We start from the raw sequence: 20,409 nt of genomic DNA on the forward strand, positions 1-20,409 counted from the left end.
TTTCCGCGCAATGGAAAATCCTGGATGGTTACTTCTTTGTGAAAACCATGTGCTATCAATACCCTGGAAGTCTGCTCTTTCGGTGGGGTGTTTCGCTCTTCAAAATAGAGATGCATTACTTCGCCGTTCTTGGTGTTCTTCACAAGGTCGAAGTGGTCAATCAAAAATTCAGGAAGAATCAATTTCAATAGGTCTAGATAGTTGTCCAAAGCTTGTTTTTTAAACAAAAATCAGAATTCTATTTCAATTCACACACAACTTTTGAGAATGATCCTATCGCAGCTTTAGGCATTAATGAGCAATCGTCCTGAACTCAGGATCAACGAATTCAATCTGCCTTCTTTTAATCAATATCAATTAAAATGGGTACGGAGTTTTTCCGTCTATGTGAAAATTGTTTGTGGAAACTGCCAGGAATGAAAAAAAGCCATTATTACTACTTTTAATAAGCAACGGCCCCTGAATTAGGATCAAGAAAATTTATCCTTTTAGCGCGACCCGTCATAAAAGTTGCTTTTAGACGGAACAACATGACATTCTTAACTCCACATAGCAAAGCTCCAAATTGTTTGTTTAACAGTCGACTATCCCATTGTTTAGATTGCATATCCGTTTCTAAGTAATCTGTAAAAAAATTTAGTAGTTGTTTTAGATGGTTGCTCTGTAAATTAAGTTTGATGATTGTATTTTAGGTTTTCAAATTTATTTTCAGCCATAATAATTGCTAATTTAAATTGTACGTGTAGAGGAGTGGCCAATATTTTAAAAAAAGTGATTTTAGAGCCTATCAAATAGAAATCAAAGACTTACAGCTTTCCAAAACAATTAGATAGTTAAAATATAATAAAAGTTGCCTAATTTGGGTGCTTACTTATCTCAAAATATTCATCAATCTCTTCCATACCACAAACTCAAAGTATTAACAATTTTAATCAATCTACGTTCATATCTAAGTTTGAATTTATAAAAATAAAATCTATATTTGTTAAGGACATCATAACATTTCGTTAATGAAAGGCCAAAAAAAATGAATATTAATTAATTATTTGATTTAATTATGAAGGTAAAATTAACTGGATTTTTAACACTGCTAATGCTTTTTCTAGCACAGTTGAGTTTTGCTCAAGGGAAGGTGGTTACGGGAACAGTGACCGATGACAAACAGCTTCCACTGCCGGGTGTGAACATACTCGTCCAAGGCACCTCTAGGGGGGTCGTTACCGATTTTGATGGAAAATATTCCTTGGAAGTGGCTGAAGGGCAAACTTTACAATTTACCAGTGTGGGATTTGAAGATCAATTGATAAAAGTTGGAGCGTCCAATAGAATTGATGTTTCCCTAAGAGAATCTGCGACGGCTTTGGATGAGGTTTTTGTGGTCGCATACGGCACCGCTACAAAAGAATCTTATACCGGATCAGCTTCTGTTGTGAAAAGTAGTGATATTAAAGATGTTCCAACTGCGTCCTTTCAAGATGCGTTGGCCGGTAAGGCTGCAGGGGTAAATGTTACCAAAGGATCAGGGCAAGTAGGGTCCTCAACAAGTATTCAGATTCGTGGCATTGGTTCCATGAATGCTTCTACGCAACCGCTTTATGTAATTGATGGTGTTCCTGTTTCTTCTGGGAATTCGGGCCAATTGTCAGATCAAATTGTGGTTACCAATAATATCATGAATACCTTGAATCCGAGTGATATTGAATCGATCTCTATTTTAAAGGATGCTGCGGCATCTTCACTATATGGTTCTAGGGCAGCTAACGGTGTGGTGATGATCACCACGAAACGAGGAAAAAAAGGAGAACCACGAATTACAATTAAATCTTCAACCGGTTTTAGTCCCTCCTGGGCAACTGACAATTATGAGCCTGCGAGTACTCAGGAAAATGTTGATTATTTATATCGAGTTTTCCATGACTATAATACCTCGAGCGGAAAGAGTGAGGCTGTTGCAAATGCAGATGCTCTAAGACGCTTAAATGTAAAGTTCAATAAACATGGGTATTATTTTGAAACCAATGGCACCGGGGTAGGAGAAAGCCTCATGATTAAAGGTATGACCGATGGCTTGGTAAATAGGGAAGGTCAATATTATGATTGGGAAGATGCTTATTTCAGAACAGCTGTAAATCAGAGCCAAGATATTTCAGTAAGTGGAGCAAGTGAGAAAACAAATTATTATTCTTCTTTTTCTTATAGTAAAGATGAAGGTAGAGTTAAAATTAATGGAAATGAACGGATTTCAGGAAGGGTTAATTTAGAACAGAAAATTGGGAAATATATTGAGTTTTCGGCCAAAGTAAACGTTGCTCAAACTGAATTGACAGGTTTCAATGATAGTCGAAATCTTAGTTCTAACTATTATGAGCAAACGCGGAATCTCCTTTGGGGATTATACCATCCTACTAATTATAAGACTGGAGAACCATGGACTGCGCGTTATGGAAGTTTGGCGCAGAACAACGTATATTATGATAATGAATGGGAAAATTCATCAACAACACTAAGAGTGAGTGCCATAGAAGGTCTGAAAGTGAATATTCTTCCAGAGCTTAATGTGCAAACTCTTTTTTCTTACGACAATATTGAAACTAAAGATCATTTGTACTACAGTCGATTACATTACAATGGACAGGGTCTTGGAACTGTAGATGAAATGTCCACAAATTCTAGAAGAATAGTATCTTCTACCACTTTAAATTATTCCAAAGATTTTGGTTCCCATAATTTAGGTTTTTTGGCGGGTTATGAAGTTGAAAAGAATCAAACCGATTATATTCGGGCTTCCGGGAAAGACTTGCCATCAAGTAATTTACACACTGTAGCTACGGCAGGTGACACAGATGCGAGCGCTTACTATTGGGGCAATAATATGATGTCTATTCTTTCCAGATTGGAATATAGTTTTGATAAGCGATATTATATTTCTGGTTCGTTCAGACGTGACGGAAGTTCAAAACTTGGCCCAGATTCGCGTTGGGGTAACTTTTGGTCTGTTGGCGCTTCTTGGAATATCAGTAAAGAAGCTTTCTTAGAGAATGTAGATGCCATCAGTAATTTAAGCCTGAGAGCTTCCTATGGCGTTAACGGTACCTTGCCACCTTCTAATTTTGGTTGGAGATCGCTTACCGGATATTCTGCAAAATACATGGAAACCGCTGGTGGGGTTCTGAGTAATGTCGCTGACGAAAGCTTGTCTTGGGAGACCAATTATTCAACAGACGTTGCTTTGGAATTTGGATTGTTTAAAAATCGACTGTATGGAACTATCGAATATTTTACTCGAGATTCTAAAGACTTATTGCAGAGTGTCCCAATTTCAAGAGTGACAGGTTTTAGTTCTACTCTAAAAAACATAGGGTCTATTAGAAATAAAGGTTTGGAATTATCGTTAGGGGGTGATATTATTCGCGCAAACGATATCACGTGGAGTGCCTCGGTCAATGCATCATTTGTCGATTCAAAAGTGCTTGAATTGAGTGAAGGAGCAGATATTATATGGGTAAATGATAGCGATGCTACAGCCCAATACATTTACCGTGAAGGCGAATCAACATTAGCATTTTATGGTTATGAATATGCTGGTGTCGATCCTGAGAATGGAATGAGCAGATATTATGTAAATGATAGTGAAAATCCTCAAGCTGGTGACTTTCTTCTAAATGGAAGAGGCGCTACCTATGATTACAACGACGCAAATTACACCATTATAGGGGATGGGATTCCTGATGTTTACGGGGGCTTAAATACCGAATTTAAATATAAAGGGGTTTCCTTGGGCTTAGATTTTATCTATAAAATAGGTGGAAAACTTTATGATGGCGCCGAAAAGGATGTTTCTGATGATGGCTATTACTGGGAAAGAATCCGCTCGCAATATGCCTATGACGATATGTGGACGGAGCAAAATCCAAATGGAAGTTTACCAAAAGTAAGGGGAACAGACTTAACAGATGCCATACAGAAAAGTGGACGACATATTTATGATGCAAGTTTTCTTAGATTGAAAAATATCAGATTAAATTATGATCTGCCAGCCAGTTTGATTAAACCAATTGGATTTGATAACATCCGGTTATATGTTATTGGAACAAACTTGCTTACTTTTTCAAAGTATACAAATGCAGATCCTGAAGTTGGTCGTTATGCTGCAAGAGGTTGGGAAACCCCCTTTATGAAGAATTATACCTTTGGTATTGAATTATCATTATAATTAATTAAAAAAAAACTGAAGAAATGAACACTATAAAATCTTTCATAATTATTATTCTATGCCTTGGGTTGAGCTCATGCGATGATGATTTTCTTGATGTAACCCCAAGTAATTCCGGAGATGCTTCAACATCCATTCAAACCCTTGCAGACGCAAAAGTTATGCTTACCGGAATAATGAGTAATATGACTTCCTCTAGTTATTACGGTCGTAATTTCATGTTATATGCTGAGGCTAAAGGAGGAGATCTCACAACTTTCTCTATGGGTAGAGGGTTGGACGGACTTTATTCTTTTAACCATTCGCCTACTAGCGGATCATATTCTAGCTTTTGGAATAGTATATTCAATAGTATCCTTCAAGCCAATAATCTTATTGTGAATATTGAAAAGTTGGAAGATGCCGGGTCAGAAGCTGATTTTGATGATGTAAAGGGGCAAGCCTTAACAGCAAGAGCGTTAATGTATTTTGATTTGGTTAGAATTTATGGAAAACCATATTCCTATGATAAAGAATCTTATGGAGTTCCTAATATCCTCGAACCTTTAGATGCATTAGCACAACCTTTGCGAGCGACGGTAGCAGAAAATTATAATCAAATTATATCTGATTTAAAAGAGGCACAACCGCTTCTTTCAAAAGGCAAGACCAACGGTTATTTAAACTATTATGCCAATCTGGCCATGCAGGCAAGGGTATATCTTAACATGGAACAGTATCCTGCCGCTCTTGTTGCCGCTCAAGAAATTATAGATTCGGGAGTATATTCTTTGTATTCTAACAATGAATGGGTTGATTCTTGGACAGGTCAGTTTGGGTCTGAATCCATATTTGAATTGGCTATCCTTCCCAGTGAAGCGGATTTAGGGAACTCTAGCCTCAGTGTTTATTTAAGAAGAGCAGGACATGAATCTTCAAGTGCCATTGGTCAATTTATAGCCAGTGATTATTATTTGAACCGGTTGGGAGAAGACCCCAATGATGTGAGATGGGGTATCCTTTCATACGATGAGGTAAGTGAAACGCATATGGGGGCGAGTTATAAGTATAGTGGTGATATTAATTTAGGTGGAGATGGCAAGTCTACGCCAACCTCGGTAAACATTAAAGTTATTCGGTTATCCGAAATCTATTTGATGGCTGCCGAAGCGGCATTTCATTCAGATAAAGGCTTAGCGGCCACCTATCTTAATGAGATTCGAAAAAGAGCACCAGATTTGGCTCCTGCAACTGCCGGAACGATAAGTATCGATATGATTCTGGATGAAAAAAGTAAAGAATTGTTTACTGAAGGTCAGCGATTTTTTGATTTGTTAAGATTAGATAAGGAAATAACCTTTAATGACGATCTTGGAGGAGTTCCAATTTCAACTAGAGCAAAAACAATTGATCGCTCATTTTATAAAACTATTTTACCAATCTCCCAAGAAGAGATCAATGCAAACCCTGAAATTGGGAATCAACAAAATCCGGAATATTAAATTGTGTTACAAATAATTTTCAATGATTTGTATTTAATCAATAAATACTAAGGTATTGCCTATAAAGTTCACTACCTCACTAAAAAGCCTAAAAATCAATGATTTTTTAGGTTTTTTTCATTGGAGGAGAAAGCCATAAAAACATTGAAACAGCTTTAATGGCATTATTTTTCATGAACAAAAATCTCGTGAAGGAAAAATAAGGTGGGTAGTTAATTTTGCTGAGCAAAGGATTCTTAAAAGAAAGAAGTGGTTTCTATCATTATATAAGTAGCTTTTCATTGATTTAAATTCGATGCTCTCAAAAGAAAGACTATGTTTGAACTCCAATCTCAATCAAATACGGGCGCATCTGAACGGCTCCAAGAAAATAATCCTTGACTCATACGTTCTTATAGATTATATGGGGTAATCATAAATTCAAATCTTATGAAAACACTGACCTTCTTTATTTCCATTTTAATTGGAATAGTTTCCCTTACGGCTTGTACAAATGATGATGCAGAGGTTGCGTCTTACAGTACAGGATTTATTAAGTTTGAATATGAGAAATCCACTGTAATCAATGGGGTGACAAAATTAAAGGATACCATCATAGAGTTCACATCTATTGGAAATAATCCTGACGAAGAAGATCTATTTGGCTATTCTAATCCTTCTACGCCTTGGGTAATAATGACACGGTTAAACCCGAATAATTTTTCAAATCTAGGAACAATTTTCTTCTCAGGGACAAATATAAATCTATTGACGATGCCTTATACCTTTCGTCCTGAAGATGTAAAAAACGCCCAGATTAACTATGTTGTGGATCAAAAGATCATTACCGATAATACGGGGCAGCAGTTTTCAGTTGCCAATACATATGCTGGTACCACGTATTCTGATAATTTTAAATTAACACTTTTTTCTAAAGACAACAACAGGTTGCAGGGAAATTTTTCAGGAGAACTTATAAATCAAGATGGTGAAAGTATCACTATTAAAAAAGGATTATTCGATATCCAAATTGTGGAAAAATAACTATTCCGGGATACTTCTATAAAATTGAGTTTTTCAACTAGTGGAACGGAATTTAAAAATCATGACGGTCTAACTCATATGAATTTTTTTGACATTCTAATCGCTAGCATAAGAATGCAGATGCCATAACTAATTCATTTAATCTTCATTCATTTGTTCTACAAAGAACTGTTTTTTATGATGACTAACGTAGAATGGGCGCAATTGCGCTAAATATTAAGCTTTCCAAAAAACTCAGAATAGAAGAAATCAATTGCAGAAAATCTCTACCTTTTTAGAGGAATGATAAGCGCATTAATTTTTAGCGTGAAAAATGTTTTTGTTTTCCTATTTTAGTTCTCATAAACCTTCATGGCTAGATCCAATGTGTACCTGATACTATAAAAAATGAAAAAAACAGGAGTTGCTATAGTGCTTATTTTACTGATCCTTTCTATGATGGGGTGTAAATCCCTAAAACAGTCGAAGAAATTTAACGTCATACAAAATGAGGTTTTTATCGATTCGATGATGAATAATGCACTTGATAAAAATTTCTTCCCTGGCGCCCAAATTATTGTGGGGGATAAAGATTCCGTTTTTATAACGAAGAATTATGGCTATCATGATTATTCAAAACAACAACGAGTCACCTCAGACGATGTGTACGATTTGGCTTCTATGTCTAAAGTTTTGGGAGCAACACTTGTGGCCATGCGATTGGTTGGAGAAGACAAAATTGATTTAGACGATAAATTGGGCGATGCGGTTGTGAATTATAAAGATACACCCGTTTCTGATTTAACGCTTTTTGAATTGTTGACGCATACTTCTGGATTAAAATCAGGAATTATATTTTACAAAAGCCTTATGTTTACGCTAGATGGATCACCATTTTTAAATGATGAGAAATCAGAAGTTTTTGTTGATCTATTTGATAGTATGTATGTCAATAAAAACATTGTTTACGATAAGAAATATCTCGCTTTTGAAAAAACGGACGGTTATATTCAAATCTATAAAAACATGTGGTTGAACCCTGAGTTTTATAAAACTGTTTCTGATAGCCTTGCTTTGGCGCTCGTTAATCCGCGAGGGAGCTACGTGTACAGCGATCTAAATTTGATTCTTGCACAACAAATGATGGAGGCAAAGACTGGATTGAAACTGGATGTACTGGCGAATGGTCTTTTTAACGACTTAGGAATCTCAAAAATAGGTTACAATCCTTTGAAATGGACTTCAAAGGACCATGTGATCCCAACCGAGATTGATAATTTATTCAGGAAAGATACCTTAAAGGGCTATGTGCATGATGAAAGTGCGGCTATTTTTGGAGGTGTTTCGGGAAACGCCGGCGTATTTGCAAATGCAGCATCCGTCTCTGTAATCTGCCAGATGTTATTGAATAAGGGAACCTATCAGGACAAACAAATTCTTAAACCCAAAGTGGTGAAAACGTTTAAAAGATCGCCACTTGCCAAAAAGGGAATTTATCGTGGGATTGGTTTTGACAAACGAAAACCTAATGAATTTTATAGAAAGGATGATTTTGGCCACACGGGATATACCGGGACGTATTTCTTTTTGAATCCCGATAATCATCGGTTTTTAATTATTCTTACCAACCGTGTCCATCCAACACGGACCAATCGACAGATGTATGAAGATGATTTCGGACCTAAAATTTGGAGACAAATAAATAACCACGATTAAGAGTGAAACTTTGGCAGATCGAAAAGAGGTATTCCGTATAATCATTTAAGACTTATTATTTTTTCTCAGGTGTAACGAAATATAGCCGATTCCTGTGCATTAAAGAACTTCAAAATCTATGAAGCAGCAAACTGACTTCAGCCCTCCAAAGAAAACCTTTAGAATACTCAAAGAAATATAGCAATACGCGTTGCAAGGTTTCTATAATCCTTATAAAAATCGTGCATTCTGCGGATGTTAAGGAACTAAAAATCTTTTTCATGCTGAATTACTATGGTCAAGAAGCTTATAATTAATCAAATGATTTGGGAGATGCTCTTAGTTTATCTAGATTTGATGCATTCGTTCAGATATCACCAAATTAAAAAATGTGATGGACGGAAAATCCTATTTAAATGCTATGATTCTCAAAATGATCAAGATAATCAATTTAAAAAGGAAATCAAAAAACCTATGACGAAGCAGCAATTACGCACCTTTTTATTTTTGTGCATCACAACTCTATTTGTAAATGCACAAAACGGAAACGTTGATTATTCCGGCAACCATAAGCCCAATAACGGACCTAACATTATTTTTATCTATGTCGATGATTTAGGCTATGGTGATTTGGGTAACTTTTGGCAAAACCAAATTACTGGGCGTCCAAAATTGTTTACCCCTAATCTTGATGCTTTTGCAAATGAAGGGGCCATGTTGACGCATCATTATACGTCTGCTCCTGTTTGTGCTCCCGCAAGGTCATCCGTGCTGGAAGGCTTGCACCAAGGTCATGCAACGGTTAGGGATAATCATTTTGATAGTCCGATTAAAAAAGGATTGACTATGGCTGAGATGTTGCAAAAATCAGGATATCGTACACTTCACGTTGGCAAGGCAGGATTGGCAGGAACTCGTGGAGACCATGAACCCAATCCTCAAACTCTAGAGGCGCATCCCCTAAAAAGAGGGTTTGATCAATTTTATGGTTACTTGTATCACATTCAGGGCCATCAACACTATCCCCAAAATGGAACGACACAACAAAGGGCTTATTTTACTGATGGCTACACCAATGTTTTAGAAAACACAGATTTGACCTATACAACGGATGTTTTTACAGCAAAATCAAAGCAATGGATTATGGATCACGAATCCCAGCGATCAGAACAGCCATTTTTTTTGTATTTGGCGTATGATGCTCCTCACGCCATGTTGCAGGTTCCAACTCAGAAATACCCGAGCGGCGGCGGCCTAAATGGAGGATTGCAATGGACTGGTGATTCGTCAGGAAAGCCTTTAGTCAATACTGCTACTGGCGATAGAGATTCTTATATCCATCCCGATTATGCCAATAGGGATTGGAAAGAAGCCGAGAAAAGACATGCTACAATGATCAGAAGAATTGACAATGCGGTTGCTGATATTGTTCAACTGTTAAAAGATTTGAATATTGATAAGGAAACGTTAATTGTATTTACCTCTGATAATGGGCCTCACGATGAACCGGGGAGTGGTGGTGAGTTTGTTCAGGACCCAGAGTTTTTTCAGTCGTATGGAAACCTTAATGGCATAAAGCGCGATTTATGGGAAGGTGGTATTAGAATGCCTACCATAGCGAGGTATCCCGGAGTGATTCCGGAAAAGTCTGAAGTGACATTTCCGTCAGGACAGTGGGATTGGATGGCGACCTTCGCAGAACTCGCAGAAGTGGCGATTCCTGCTTATACCGATGGGGTTTCCTTAGTGCCTTCCTTAACACAAAACAACGCCCAACAGGTAGATAAAGGCTATATCTATGGCGAGTATGCTGTGGGCGGAAAAACACCTTCCTACAACGATTTTGAAGCGTCAAAGCGCGGAAGGAAAAGAGGACAAATGCAATTCATCCGTATGGGCGATTATAAGGGCGTTCGCTATGATATAAAGGAACATTATAACTCACCCTTTGAAATTTATAATGTTGTGACCGATGAACGAGAAAGCATGGATTTGGCAGCTTCTATGCCTGAATTGCAGCAAAAAATGTTGGATCAGGTACTTCAAGGAAGAAAGAAATCGAATAGTGCGGTCAGGCCTTATGATTTAGAATTGATCCCTAGTGTGAAATTATCAAAAGTAAAAAGAGGTTTGCACAAAAGGGTATTTTCAGGAGCGCATGATTGGGTGCCAAATTTCGATTTAATGGAGCCAGTGAAAACTTCGAGATCTAAAGGAATTGATGTAAGAACGAACGGATTAATTTCAAAATTTGGGTTGTCCTATACGGGTTATATTAAAATTCCCGAAGATGGTGCTTATACCTTCTACCTAGAGTCCGCTTCAAAATCCCATGTGATGCTGCATGAGATTCATTTATTGGACAATGATTTTAATTATAGTGCTGATGCCGTGTCAGAGGAAGTATATTTAAAAGCGGGGTACCATCCTATTCGCGTTTTCTATCAACAAAACGATTCAATTTCGCCAGCGGTCTCGTTAAAATTGCAAGGCCCATCAATGCCTAAGAAATTAGTTACTAAAAAAATGTTTTATATCGAAAAAAAAAGTTTGTAGAACTAAACTTTGAGGATTAAAATTAGGACCTCAATGTTTTTATTTGTTTATGGAATAAAGCTTCCAAAATATCTAATAATTTTAGAGTAATAGTAAGTCATTAGACAATTAACATGTAGAGGATGTTATTTTATTTTAAGAAATTTATACATAAAAAGCGACCTCATAAAAACTAAGTTTATTCAATCGCTTTTTATTCGTTTATCTAAAAAGAGTGACTTTTTCTGAATTGAGGTAAAAGATGAAGTTTCTTTATTTCAAATAGAGTATCAAAATGTTAAATCTAATTATCCCACCAAATGCGTGTCAATAAATCGACGGTTGGTACATTGGCGCCATTTCTTTCATATTCCGCATCAGGATAATCAAAACGTCTTATAAATTGTCCTCCCAATTCCGTGTTATGATTTGCAGGAATTGTGAAATCTTCATAATTATAATCGATTCTTCTGGCGTCGACCCAGGTTTCAGGGCTTAAGAACAATGCAATGTACTTCTCTTTAAAAATAGTCTTTAAATCTAGATTTCCCGCACCCACTGCTACTATCGGATTTGATAGGTAACTCGAAATATCTTCAGCCGCAACCCCTAATTTTTCCATATGGGCTTTGATGCCTTCCAAATAGGCGTTATAAGCTTCCGTTGGGTTGTTGTCTCTCAACTGCACTTCTGCCTCAATAAACTTCGTTTCAGGGTAGGTAATTATAAACAAGGGCGAATCTGGACTTGAATAATAGCCATCTGTGCTCAAATAAACCTCAAAGGGGATTGTACCATCACCGATTCTTCCAACGCCATTTGTTGTTCCCACGTAAGTGCCATCCGGTAAAGGATTGGTAATTAAAGGTAGCCTTGGATCGAAAACTCCAAAGGTAGTGCCGTTCATGGCATCTACTACTTGTTCCGAAAGCCAACCGTCCAAATTAAGACCGGCATTGTTTACGGCCACCTGGCCCCAAGGATTTCTCTGTTGAAATGTAGTCAATTCTGCATCGTCTTCATTTGACGTGTAAGACTTGCTTAAAGCCTCTATAATTCCTGCTTTATTATAACCCGAAGTTCCTGAAAGATGGTTCATGTACCTTGCTTTTAAAGCATAGGCTGTTTTTTTCCAAGCATTGATGTTGCCTCCATGGATAAAATCATTGGAACTGGTCAAGGCTTCACCTTCATTAGTTTGATTGAAGGATACAATGGCTTCGTCCAACAAAGTGATAATTGTGGTATACAACTCTTCGTCGTCGTCATAAGTTGGCACAATGCTTTCAAAAGAGAATGCTTCGCTATACGGAATATCTCCATAAACATCTATGGCCATTCCAATATTAATAGCCATCAAAGTTTTGGCTACACCTACATATTCCACGGAATTACTCTCTTTTGCGAATTTTTCCATATCATAAATATCTGAGCTAACCCCGTAGATATTATTCCAAATGGTGTTTGTACTTATTCGATCCTGTATGTCAGTCGTACTCCCCGCATTGGGAGACGCAAAATACTGCACATAATAATTGGAAGTATAAGCTACCCGATAAACATTTATGGCGGTATTATACGTGACATTGGCGAGCAATCCCTTGATGGGTGGCGTGGTTGCACCGTTTGGGTTTTCATTAATATCTAAATAATCATCGCAGCTTATGGCTGTGAATATGATTATTAAGAATAAGAATATTTTATTTTTCATGTGTTTGTTTTTTAATGTTAATTGACAGATGGAATGCCTATGGGTTGTTTAAAACGTCATGCGTAATGTGAGTGCATAAGACCTTAATCCAGGATACGCCCCTAAACCTGCGAAACCATCAGCATTGCCTTGGCTTTCAGAAGCTTCGGGATCAAAGCCAGTAAAGTCAGTTTTTAACCATAAATTGGTGCCACTAGCCGTTAAGCTTGCGCGACTAATGACAGTTCTATCTAATAGAGATTGGGGTAATTCATAGGTTAATCTTACATTTTTAAGACGGATCCATGACGCATCCTGAATGAAGTTTTCTGTAGACCCACGGTGTCTGAGTCTGTAATAACCATCTCCATAATCTTTTCCATCAGGTCCTATACCTTGTCCTAAATACACAGGCGTGGTGTTAGGCGTGCCGTCGGCCTTTACGCCTTCGAAAACTATGGTTTGATCTCTATTCTCTGTATACGGCGCAATTCCAAAAGCTGAAAAGAAGTTGTCTAAATTGTTGAATTTCTCAAACCCTTGTCTAAAGTCAAAATTAAAACCTAAGGTGAAATTTTTGTAGCTTACTTCATTGCCAATGTTCATCATCCAATCAGGAGTGGAATTTCCTAAAATCTTTTGGGTGGTATTGATTACTGGAAAACCATCACTTCCAATCAATAGGGGTCTGCTTTTATCTAAAGTTAAAGCATCACCATCAGCTGGGTTTTCGTAATATCTGGCATAACTTCTACCAAGAATATTTCCATAAGCCTCACCGGCATATAATACTTGAGATGCTGAACTTCCTGCATAACCATAGTTACTATCTAAAAATATATTTTCGATACCCTCTTTAATGGAAATGACCTCATTTTTGTTTGAAGAAAAATTGACGTTAAGATTCCATGAAAAATTTTCATTTCGTACAGGTGTGGCATTTAGCATTATCTCAATCCCTCGGTTTTCTATCTCTCCAGCATTGGTTGTATAAGAACTATACCCACTAGAATAAGAAAGAGGAACGCCTAAAATTTGGTCTGCTGCATTTGATTTATAAACTGTAACGTCCAGTCCAAATCGATTATCGAAAAATCGTAATTCGGCACCAAATTCAATTTCTGTAGTCAATTCCGATTTCAGCAACGGATCTGCTTTGTTACCAGGTCTTGTCCAACCTGTCACGTCGCCCACCGGAAAGTTGTTGGCTGTAGCTCTATAAACATCTGAAGTTAAATAGGCGCCAACGGCATCTTTTCCAATCTGTGCCCACGAGCCTCTTAACTTACCATAAGTAAACCAACTAGGCATTTCAAAACTTTCTGAAAAGATATAACCTAAACTTACGGAAGGATAATTGAAAGATCTATTATTTTTTGGTAGGGTGGACGCCCAGTCATTTCTATCGGTTACGGTTAGGAACAAGAAATTATCATAGGCCAAACCAAGTTCGCCATAAACACCAACCGTTCTCGTTTCACTAATAAATTGTGAGGTCGTTATTAAGGCTGCATTGCTTAAATGGTACAAATTATAAACTTCTAACTCATCACCATTTGTCGTTACTCTATCGTAACCACGTTGAAAAACATCAAAACCAGCTCTTAAGGTCAAATCGAATTTTTCGCTTAAGGCTTTGTTGTAGGATACCATTAAGTTTGAAGTTAGGTCTTTACTCAAAATTCGAGTTTCATAAATATAACCATCGTTATTATTCTCATAATAGTTTTCACCCTCAATACCAGTTCTGCCTGGAGCTGTTGCGGTACGTTTATCAGAGTAATAATCCAATCCAAAGCGATAATTGATGTTCATTCCTTCAAAAGGCGTATAGTTGAAACCAATATTTCCAAAAAAACGATCGACATTATCGACGTATTTATTCACTTTATTCCCATAAATAGGGTTGTTTCCGCTTGATCCATCAAATCGATAGCCTTTCATGGTCCCTATTAAAGGGCCTTCTGTAAACTCATAGTTTTGAACATCCACTCTTTGCGCCCAATAGGTCAATCGTTCATTAAAATCACTGGTATGCACCTTTGGACCACCAGAATTGACATAATCTATGGAGCTAAATACTTTGAATTTTTCGGATACTTTAATGTCCCCAGAGATTTTAGCACCGGTTTTTTTGTACGAAGAAAAATCTAAAACCCCTTGTTGGTCGAATCTTGAAAATGACGAATAAAATGTTGCTTTATCACTTCCTCCAGAGGCGCTAAAATGCAGATTATTAGAGTGCCCAGTTTTGTAGGCATTTTCATAATTATTGAAAATTTCTGCGGGATGCGTTGGATCTATCGCTCTTGCTTCCGCTACGGTAGGACCCCATGAAGCCCAAAAGCTGTTAGGATCATATTCACCCTTATAGCCTTGGGTGTATTTTTTTTGTGTTTCAGGGAATTTGTTGACTTCATCATAGGTTGTACTGGTGGAAAAGCTAAATATGGCTTTTCCATCCTTTCCTTTTCTGGTGGTAATGATAATGGCGCCATTAGCTGCCCTTACACCATATAAAGCGGTTGCTGCGCCACCTTTTAGAACTGTTAAATTGTCAATGTCTTCCATGTTAATATCAGCACCCCTATTGGTGGCGCCTCTACCGCCACCGCCGCCAACAGTAAATTGGTCATTACTTATTGGAACACCGTCCACAATAAATAAAGGTTGATTATTAGCATCTGGATCTAAAGAATTGATCCCTCTTATTATAATTCTTGAGCCCTGTCCTGGCGCGCCTCCTTGACTCGAGATTTGAGCTCCTGCGATTTTTCCTGATAAAGCATTTACAATATTGCTCTCGGGCGTTTTGATTAAATCTTCGGATTTTAATTCTTGAACGGAATAGCCAATGGATTTTTTCTCTCTAGAAATTCCCATTGCCGTTACCACTACTTCGTCTAAAGCGGCGGCGTCCTCTTCTAATTTTACGTTCAGAATGGTTCCTGAAATTGTTACTTCTTTGGTTTTAAACCCCAAATAGGAAAATTGTAATACGTCGCCTTGCGAGGCAGATATAGTATATTCTCCGTCAAAATTAGTTGTACTTCCTATGTTTGTACCTTTAACCTGTATCGTTACACCAGCTAAAGCCATTCCGTTGGTATCAGAAACTAAACCACTAACCGTGATATTCTGACCGAATACAAATGAACATGCCGATGTAAAAAGAATAAGAAAGGAAACTCGTAATTTTTTTCTCATAAGTTTATAATTTTATTAATTAAAAAGTAAGTCTATTAAATAAAATGTAAAATGTGGATCGCCATTTGGATGATATTTTTATTCGGTACAACACCTAATACATAATGGGGAGATGCGGAAATGTTAAAAATCTTGTAGTTTTAAATCTCATCCTATAGGTGATTAATTTTGGGGATTCAGTGACGTTCCTTTAAATTTTTAAGATTTATTTAACGAATATAGTATTTTTTTTAAAAACATCATAAGGATAATTGAAAGTTTAACGATAAGAATTTGGAGTGCAGCTCTTAGATGATAGGATTATTAACCTATTGAAAATAAGTAAATTGAATTTTTTAAAATAATTTGGTCTACCACCAAACCTAACTGAAGTTTGAAGCAAGTAGAGTAGTTTAAATCTTTCAGATTTGGTTTAGCTGACTAAGACGAATGAGAGCTTTTTGATATAAGTTTGGCTTAGAAATTTGTAGCTAAGCCGCTAAAAAGTGAGGCGACCTTGGTTGGTTTTTAAAATAATGAATTTAAATTTTTTATAAACGGCTAGTGTTTTTAAAATGTTTTTAACCTCTACGTTTTGTGGAGATAGTTTGATTGAAAAAATGGTAACAGCGCGGATGGCAGAAGATTATGCCAAAACCTCTTAATCCCAGAAGTGAAAAGAGTATCACATTTCAAGATTATAATAGCGATGGATGTATGAGATCTCGTAAATAATAAATGCCACGACAAGACATTTATGAAAAATCCTGTTATTGGTTGTCATGGCTACTAGGCAAAGCGCAACATGACTAGCAATACGGATATAATATTCAGTAGTCGCCCAAATGTAATAGTCAGTGCCTTTTATAAGCGTATCGACCAAATCGGCCAAAAAGCATATTGCAAGCAAACCGAAAAACCATTTCTTTCTTGAATAAAACTAATCTTAATAACCATCGTAATCCCTCAGATCTTCGGGATATAATAAGGCGCAGATCATGAAAAAAATCAAAGTATAACAAATGACAAAAAAATAGTCCCTAAAATGCCATTGAACGAGGGACTTAAGATTAAATTCCCACCACCAAAAATGAATAAGCAAAAGAAAAATGTAAAACACCCATAATAAATGCACGCTATATAATTTTTTACGGCCAGGGTGCTGAATAAATCGTACGGATCCCATAATTAAATGTGTGAGTCCCAATCCTAAGATTATGCCGATGACCACCTTTATATGCTCAAAAACCTCCATGGTCACGAAATTAAGAAACTTTGATTTATTTTGGGTCTATCAAAGCGAAAATAACACGCGGCTTGGATGAACCTCACCAATATACTAGTGCTTATGAGTAGGGAAAACCATTGCTTTAATTCGTTTCAAATTGCAATTTGACGGCTCAGTCACTCTTGATTATGAGCGGACTCTAAGGTCTAAATAGCCAATCGCTAGCACGTTGTCAGATGGGTTTGTTCTTGGACTTATATGCAACTTACAACGTCAATCAGCTTGTTTTATGTCGCTTTTTGGTCTTTTTTATTTTGACCTCAATTGTCTTCTTTTTTTTGGCATTGCTTTTTGTTTGCTCATCTTGATGTCCAAAAGGCGAGATGGTATTTGTCACTCCTTCCAAGATCGATTTGACTACATACCCTCCGATGCCTTTATACGGAATCCGATCGTAATCAATCTCTGCCACACGTAATTTTCCGTTTTTCTTAGGATTGAATTTATGTATTGCAGAACTTGCTAGAAAAGACAAGGTGTGCTCAGTCAACTTATGTTTTAACGGGATATCCACATGAAGATCAGAATAACGCATGGTAAGAACGCCTGTTGAGTGGTTTGGAGTGGCGTTAACAAAGAACGTCATCCCTTCCATGTGGCCTCTTTCAATACTGACATGGGCGGCAGGAAGCAGAATTGGATTAAACAAATCAAGTCGCGCTGAGCCTACAGTGCCCTTATAAGTGAAGGCATCATCATGACGGTTATAGGGCATGGTCAGGCTAAAATCAATAGTTGGGTTCCCTAAAATTTTAGAAGTCAATGCTACGGTTAGCGGTGTCCCAGAGGCGAGGCTATCCGTGATTGAAGTGATGTGTTTTACCCGCACACTCAAATCGGTTAAATGAACAACAACAATGTCCTTTGCATTTTTTGGTTGTATTCCTTTATATGTCAATGAGCTGTTGTTAATTGCAATCTCACCAATATGGATGGGGACCTTTAATTTTTTTAGGAGCTGTTGCGGCAATAAAGGCCTCTTATGGGTGTTTTCAGGTTTTTGTTTGTTCTTTAACAAGTTGGCGTGCAGGCCATCGATATTCACTTTTTTTGCACTCGCAAAATGATTTTCTAGGTAGCTATTGATGCTAAGGCCATCCACGGTAAGATACTTGAAAGAGATATCTCCAAGGTTATCAGCATATTTCCTTTTAGAAGCTACATATTCCAGACTTTTAATTGGCAGATAGGCAAAATCTACCAACTTTAAATTTTGCTCGGAATTATTAAAGTCTAACGATCCCAAAGTAATTTCAAATTCATTTTTGGGCAATCTTAAGCGTTGCTCTTTAAAATTGATTGCAAGGTTTTCCGTTTGAAGATCGAACAGATCGGAACCGTCTTGACGTTTATTAAGTTTTAATCCGTTAAGTTCAGTATGATCACCCAAAATTGCAGAGATGGTATCCTTGGTTTCAGCGTTTAAGAGATTGATTTGATAGTTGTTGACTTGAATCGCTCCTAAGGTTATGCTTTTTAATCCTTTTAATTGTAGAGAATCTAAAACTCCGGAAGAGGGTTTTTGAGAGACAGCCGCAGATTTTTCATTTTGTTCTCTTAAGTAAATGTTGGTGATGACGTCCTTAACTGAAATTTTCACAGAATCCATACGTCCATCCCAAAAAAGAGAATTCATACTGAGACCCATCAATTCTATTTCAGAGATATGCATAGCGGAGAGCAATCTTTTAGGGATGCTTCCGCTCTTAAACTTTTCGTAATAAACACTATCTGGCTCAAAATTTATGCGTTTAATAGAAATTGATCCTTTTGTAAGACTTAAATTGACATCATCGATGCTTACAATGAGTTCTTTTTTAGAATTGATGGAATTAACGGCCATGGCTACTGTTTTACTAGCGGCCCTATCAAATAGGCTTCCTGCAAAAAAAATGCCAATTAGAATACTGCCTAAAAGACCCAATAGAATGATCCATTTTGCTGAAATTTTGGTCATGGTTACGCTATTTAATCAAATTATACGTATGCAATCTTTCAATGCTCAATTTAATCTATATGTGCTTGATCTCATCTTTTTCGGGACAGCAAATCGATAGTCCAATTCTTGTTTTAAAGCGGATCAGTCAACAAAATTTATATGCAGACCACATGGGTAGTGACAGAAATAATAAAAAAGTTCTATAGGCAATAATGTATTCCAATTTAAGTGTTTCAGATTTTTTTATGTAACCTTCTTTGCTGCATTGGAAATCATTGCGATTGTCCAAAATAATTGGATTTCAGTTTTCGGATATATCCAGATTCATGGGCTTTCAATATCTCTAATGTAATCTCCTTTTTAAGAGTATTTTTTGGCGAAAGTCCAAAGCCATACTTGTCCGGTTTGAATAAGCTTCCAACAACTTCCAAAGATTTGTTGTGATGTGTGAATTGGTAATATTCTAAAATTGGCGCGTCTCCCACGATCGCATCTACAGAACCATCTTCAAGTCCGTCCACCATAGCGTCAATATTCAAGAAAGGAATGTAATTAAAGCCTCTTCCGTGAATAAAATCTTCCGTTTCGCTATCTTTGAGCACACCCACTTTTTTGCCATTAAGATCTGATAGCTGATTGATTTCATTTGAGAGGGATAGGGTGGTCATTACACTTGTAATAGATGAGGTGACATAGGCAACGACCAAGATGCCAACAGCTAGCCAAATTGCTGCAAATACCCTTCCAACCCAGCCAAAAAGGTTTTTTCTGCTTAATTTTCCTGAGGTAAACATGAGCATCACTTGGTAAAAACTATCAGCTAGCCCATCACGCCAATTTTTTGTAAACTCTTTATCAAATTTACGATCAAAAAGGGTCATCAGTATGGTCAGGAAAAGCACGAGAACCACTAAAACAAAATAAGAGGTTAAATGCCCGGCATCACGAAGCCCATTTATTAAGGCATTGGAGCTGGTGGCAGCCTTTTCTTTAACCATTATTTTTAATCCAGCATCAAACCAAGGCTGCGTAAAGTCAATCTTTTGGGCACGCTCCTTAGTAATCGTCAAGTTTGTTACGGCTACGCTTACAGAGTCAGAATTAGTTGCCACCACCAAGTCGTGAAAGTTGTCGTAGACTTTGTAAGTGTAATTCGTTTTCAGGTTTTTCGCAATATGCTCCCACAAATCTATGGCCATTCCAGAAAATTCTTCATCTGTATTTAGGACGAACGGGGGACTTATATAAACGCCTACTTCTATGGTCTTAGGAACATTTTCGTCTAGATCAACATTTAATTGCACCTGCTGACTAAAAATCAGTGAAGTAACAAATGCAACACATATAAAAGTGACAAAGCGTTTAAGATGACTCATAATG

Annotated in this window: 10 protein-coding genes; 5 read left to right on the plus strand and 5 right to left on the minus strand. The window is 37.2% G+C overall.

The window, feature by feature from the left end; all coding sequences use genetic code 11:
* Positions 1-227: ISAon1 family transposase N-terminal region protein (locus G525_RS0111495; RefSeq protein WP_425402520.1), on the minus strand; the 227-nt coding region annotated here is incomplete at its 3' end.
* Between the two features lie 830 nt (positions 228-1,057).
* Here G525_RS0111495 and G525_RS0111505 point away from each other — a divergent pair.
* The 5 genes from G525_RS0111505 to G525_RS0111525 all read left to right on the plus strand — a co-directional run bounded on the left by G525_RS0111505 (position 1,058) and on the right by G525_RS0111525 (position 10,947).
* Complete coding sequence (locus G525_RS0111505) at positions 1,058-4,213, plus strand: SusC/RagA family TonB-linked outer membrane protein (RefSeq protein ID WP_027126310.1); 3,156 nt, start codon at positions 1,058-1,060, stop codon at positions 4,211-4,213.
* A gap of 23 nt (positions 4,214-4,236) precedes the next feature.
* Positions 4,237-5,694: a RagB/SusD family nutrient uptake outer membrane protein gene (locus G525_RS0111510; RefSeq protein WP_027126311.1), complete on the plus strand. Its 1,458-nt coding sequence runs from the start codon at positions 4,237-4,239 to the stop codon at positions 5,692-5,694.
* Positions 5,695-6,123: 429 nt separating this feature from the next.
* Positions 6,124-6,717: a hypothetical protein gene (locus G525_RS0111515; protein WP_027126312.1), complete on the plus strand. Its 594-nt coding sequence runs from the start codon at positions 6,124-6,126 to the stop codon at positions 6,715-6,717.
* 387 nt (positions 6,718-7,104) lie between these two features.
* Positions 7,105-8,412, plus strand: a complete 1,308-nt coding sequence (locus G525_RS0111520) for a serine hydrolase domain-containing protein (RefSeq protein WP_027126313.1) — start codon at positions 7,105-7,107, stop codon at positions 8,410-8,412.
* Between the two features lie 453 nt (positions 8,413-8,865).
* A complete protein-coding gene (locus G525_RS0111525; protein ID WP_027126314.1) occupies positions 8,866-10,947 on the plus strand; it encodes a sulfatase-like hydrolase/transferase in 2,082 nt (693 codons plus the stop codon).
* A 283-nt stretch (positions 10,948-11,230) separates the two neighbouring features.
* Here the strand turns inward: G525_RS0111525 and G525_RS0111530 are convergent, their stop codons facing one another.
* The 4 genes from G525_RS0111530 to G525_RS20810 form a co-directional block, all read right to left on the minus strand.
* Entirely contained in the window at positions 11,231-12,637 is a 1,407-nt protein-coding gene (locus tag G525_RS0111530; protein WP_027126315.1) for a SusD/RagB family nutrient-binding outer membrane lipoprotein, read from the minus strand.
* Between the two features lie 48 nt (positions 12,638-12,685).
* On the minus strand, positions 12,686-15,823 hold the full coding sequence (locus G525_RS0111535; protein WP_027126316.1) for a SusC/RagA family TonB-linked outer membrane protein: 3,138 nt from the start codon (positions 15,821-15,823) through the stop codon (positions 12,686-12,688).
* Between the two features lie 1,484 nt (positions 15,824-17,307).
* On the minus strand, positions 17,308-19,047 hold the full coding sequence (locus G525_RS0111550) for a hypothetical protein (RefSeq protein ID WP_027126317.1): 1,740 nt from the start codon (positions 19,045-19,047) through the stop codon (positions 17,308-17,310).
* 254 nt (positions 19,048-19,301) lie between these two features.
* Positions 19,302-20,405: a transporter substrate-binding domain-containing protein gene (locus tag G525_RS20810; protein ID WP_051209902.1), complete on the minus strand. Its 1,104-nt coding sequence runs from the start codon at positions 20,403-20,405 to the stop codon at positions 19,302-19,304.
* Positions 20,406-20,409: the final 4 nt, after the last annotated feature.

Origin of the sequence: Gelidibacter mesophilus DSM 14095 (genome assembly GCF_000423005.1) — a bacterium.
Lineage (GTDB): Bacteria > Bacteroidota > Bacteroidia > Flavobacteriales > Flavobacteriaceae > Gelidibacter > Gelidibacter mesophilus.

What these genes read in the sequence shown, in the direction of transcription:
- G525_RS0111550 (WP_027126317.1), bottom strand. Translation starts at nt 19,047, where the DNA reads ATGACCAAAATTTCAGCAAAATGGATCATTCTATTGGGTCTTTTAGGC.
- G525_RS0111520 (WP_027126313.1), top strand. Translation starts at nt 7,105, where the DNA reads ATGAAAAAAACAGGAGTTGCTATAGTGCTTATTTTACTGATCCTTTCT.
- G525_RS0111510 (WP_027126311.1), top strand. Translation starts at nt 4,237, where the DNA reads ATGAACACTATAAAATCTTTCATAATTATTATTCTATGCCTTGGGTTG.
- G525_RS0111515 (WP_027126312.1), top strand. Translation starts at nt 6,124, where the DNA reads ATGAAAACACTGACCTTCTTTATTTCCATTTTAATTGGAATAGTTTCC.
- G525_RS0111525 (WP_027126314.1), top strand. Translation starts at nt 8,866, where the DNA reads ATGACGAAGCAGCAATTACGCACCTTTTTATTTTTGTGCATCACAACT.
- G525_RS0111505 (WP_027126310.1), top strand. Translation starts at nt 1,058, where the DNA reads ATGAAGGTAAAATTAACTGGATTTTTAACACTGCTAATGCTTTTTCTA.
- G525_RS0111530 (WP_027126315.1), bottom strand. Translation starts at nt 12,637, where the DNA reads ATGAAAAATAAAATATTCTTATTCTTAATAATCATATTCACAGCCATA.
- G525_RS20810 (WP_051209902.1), bottom strand. Translation starts at nt 20,405, where the DNA reads ATGAGTCATCTTAAACGCTTTGTCACTTTTATATGTGTTGCATTTGTT.
- G525_RS0111535 (WP_027126316.1), bottom strand. Translation starts at nt 15,823, where the DNA reads ATGAGAAAAAAATTACGAGTTTCCTTTCTTATTCTTTTTACATCGGCA.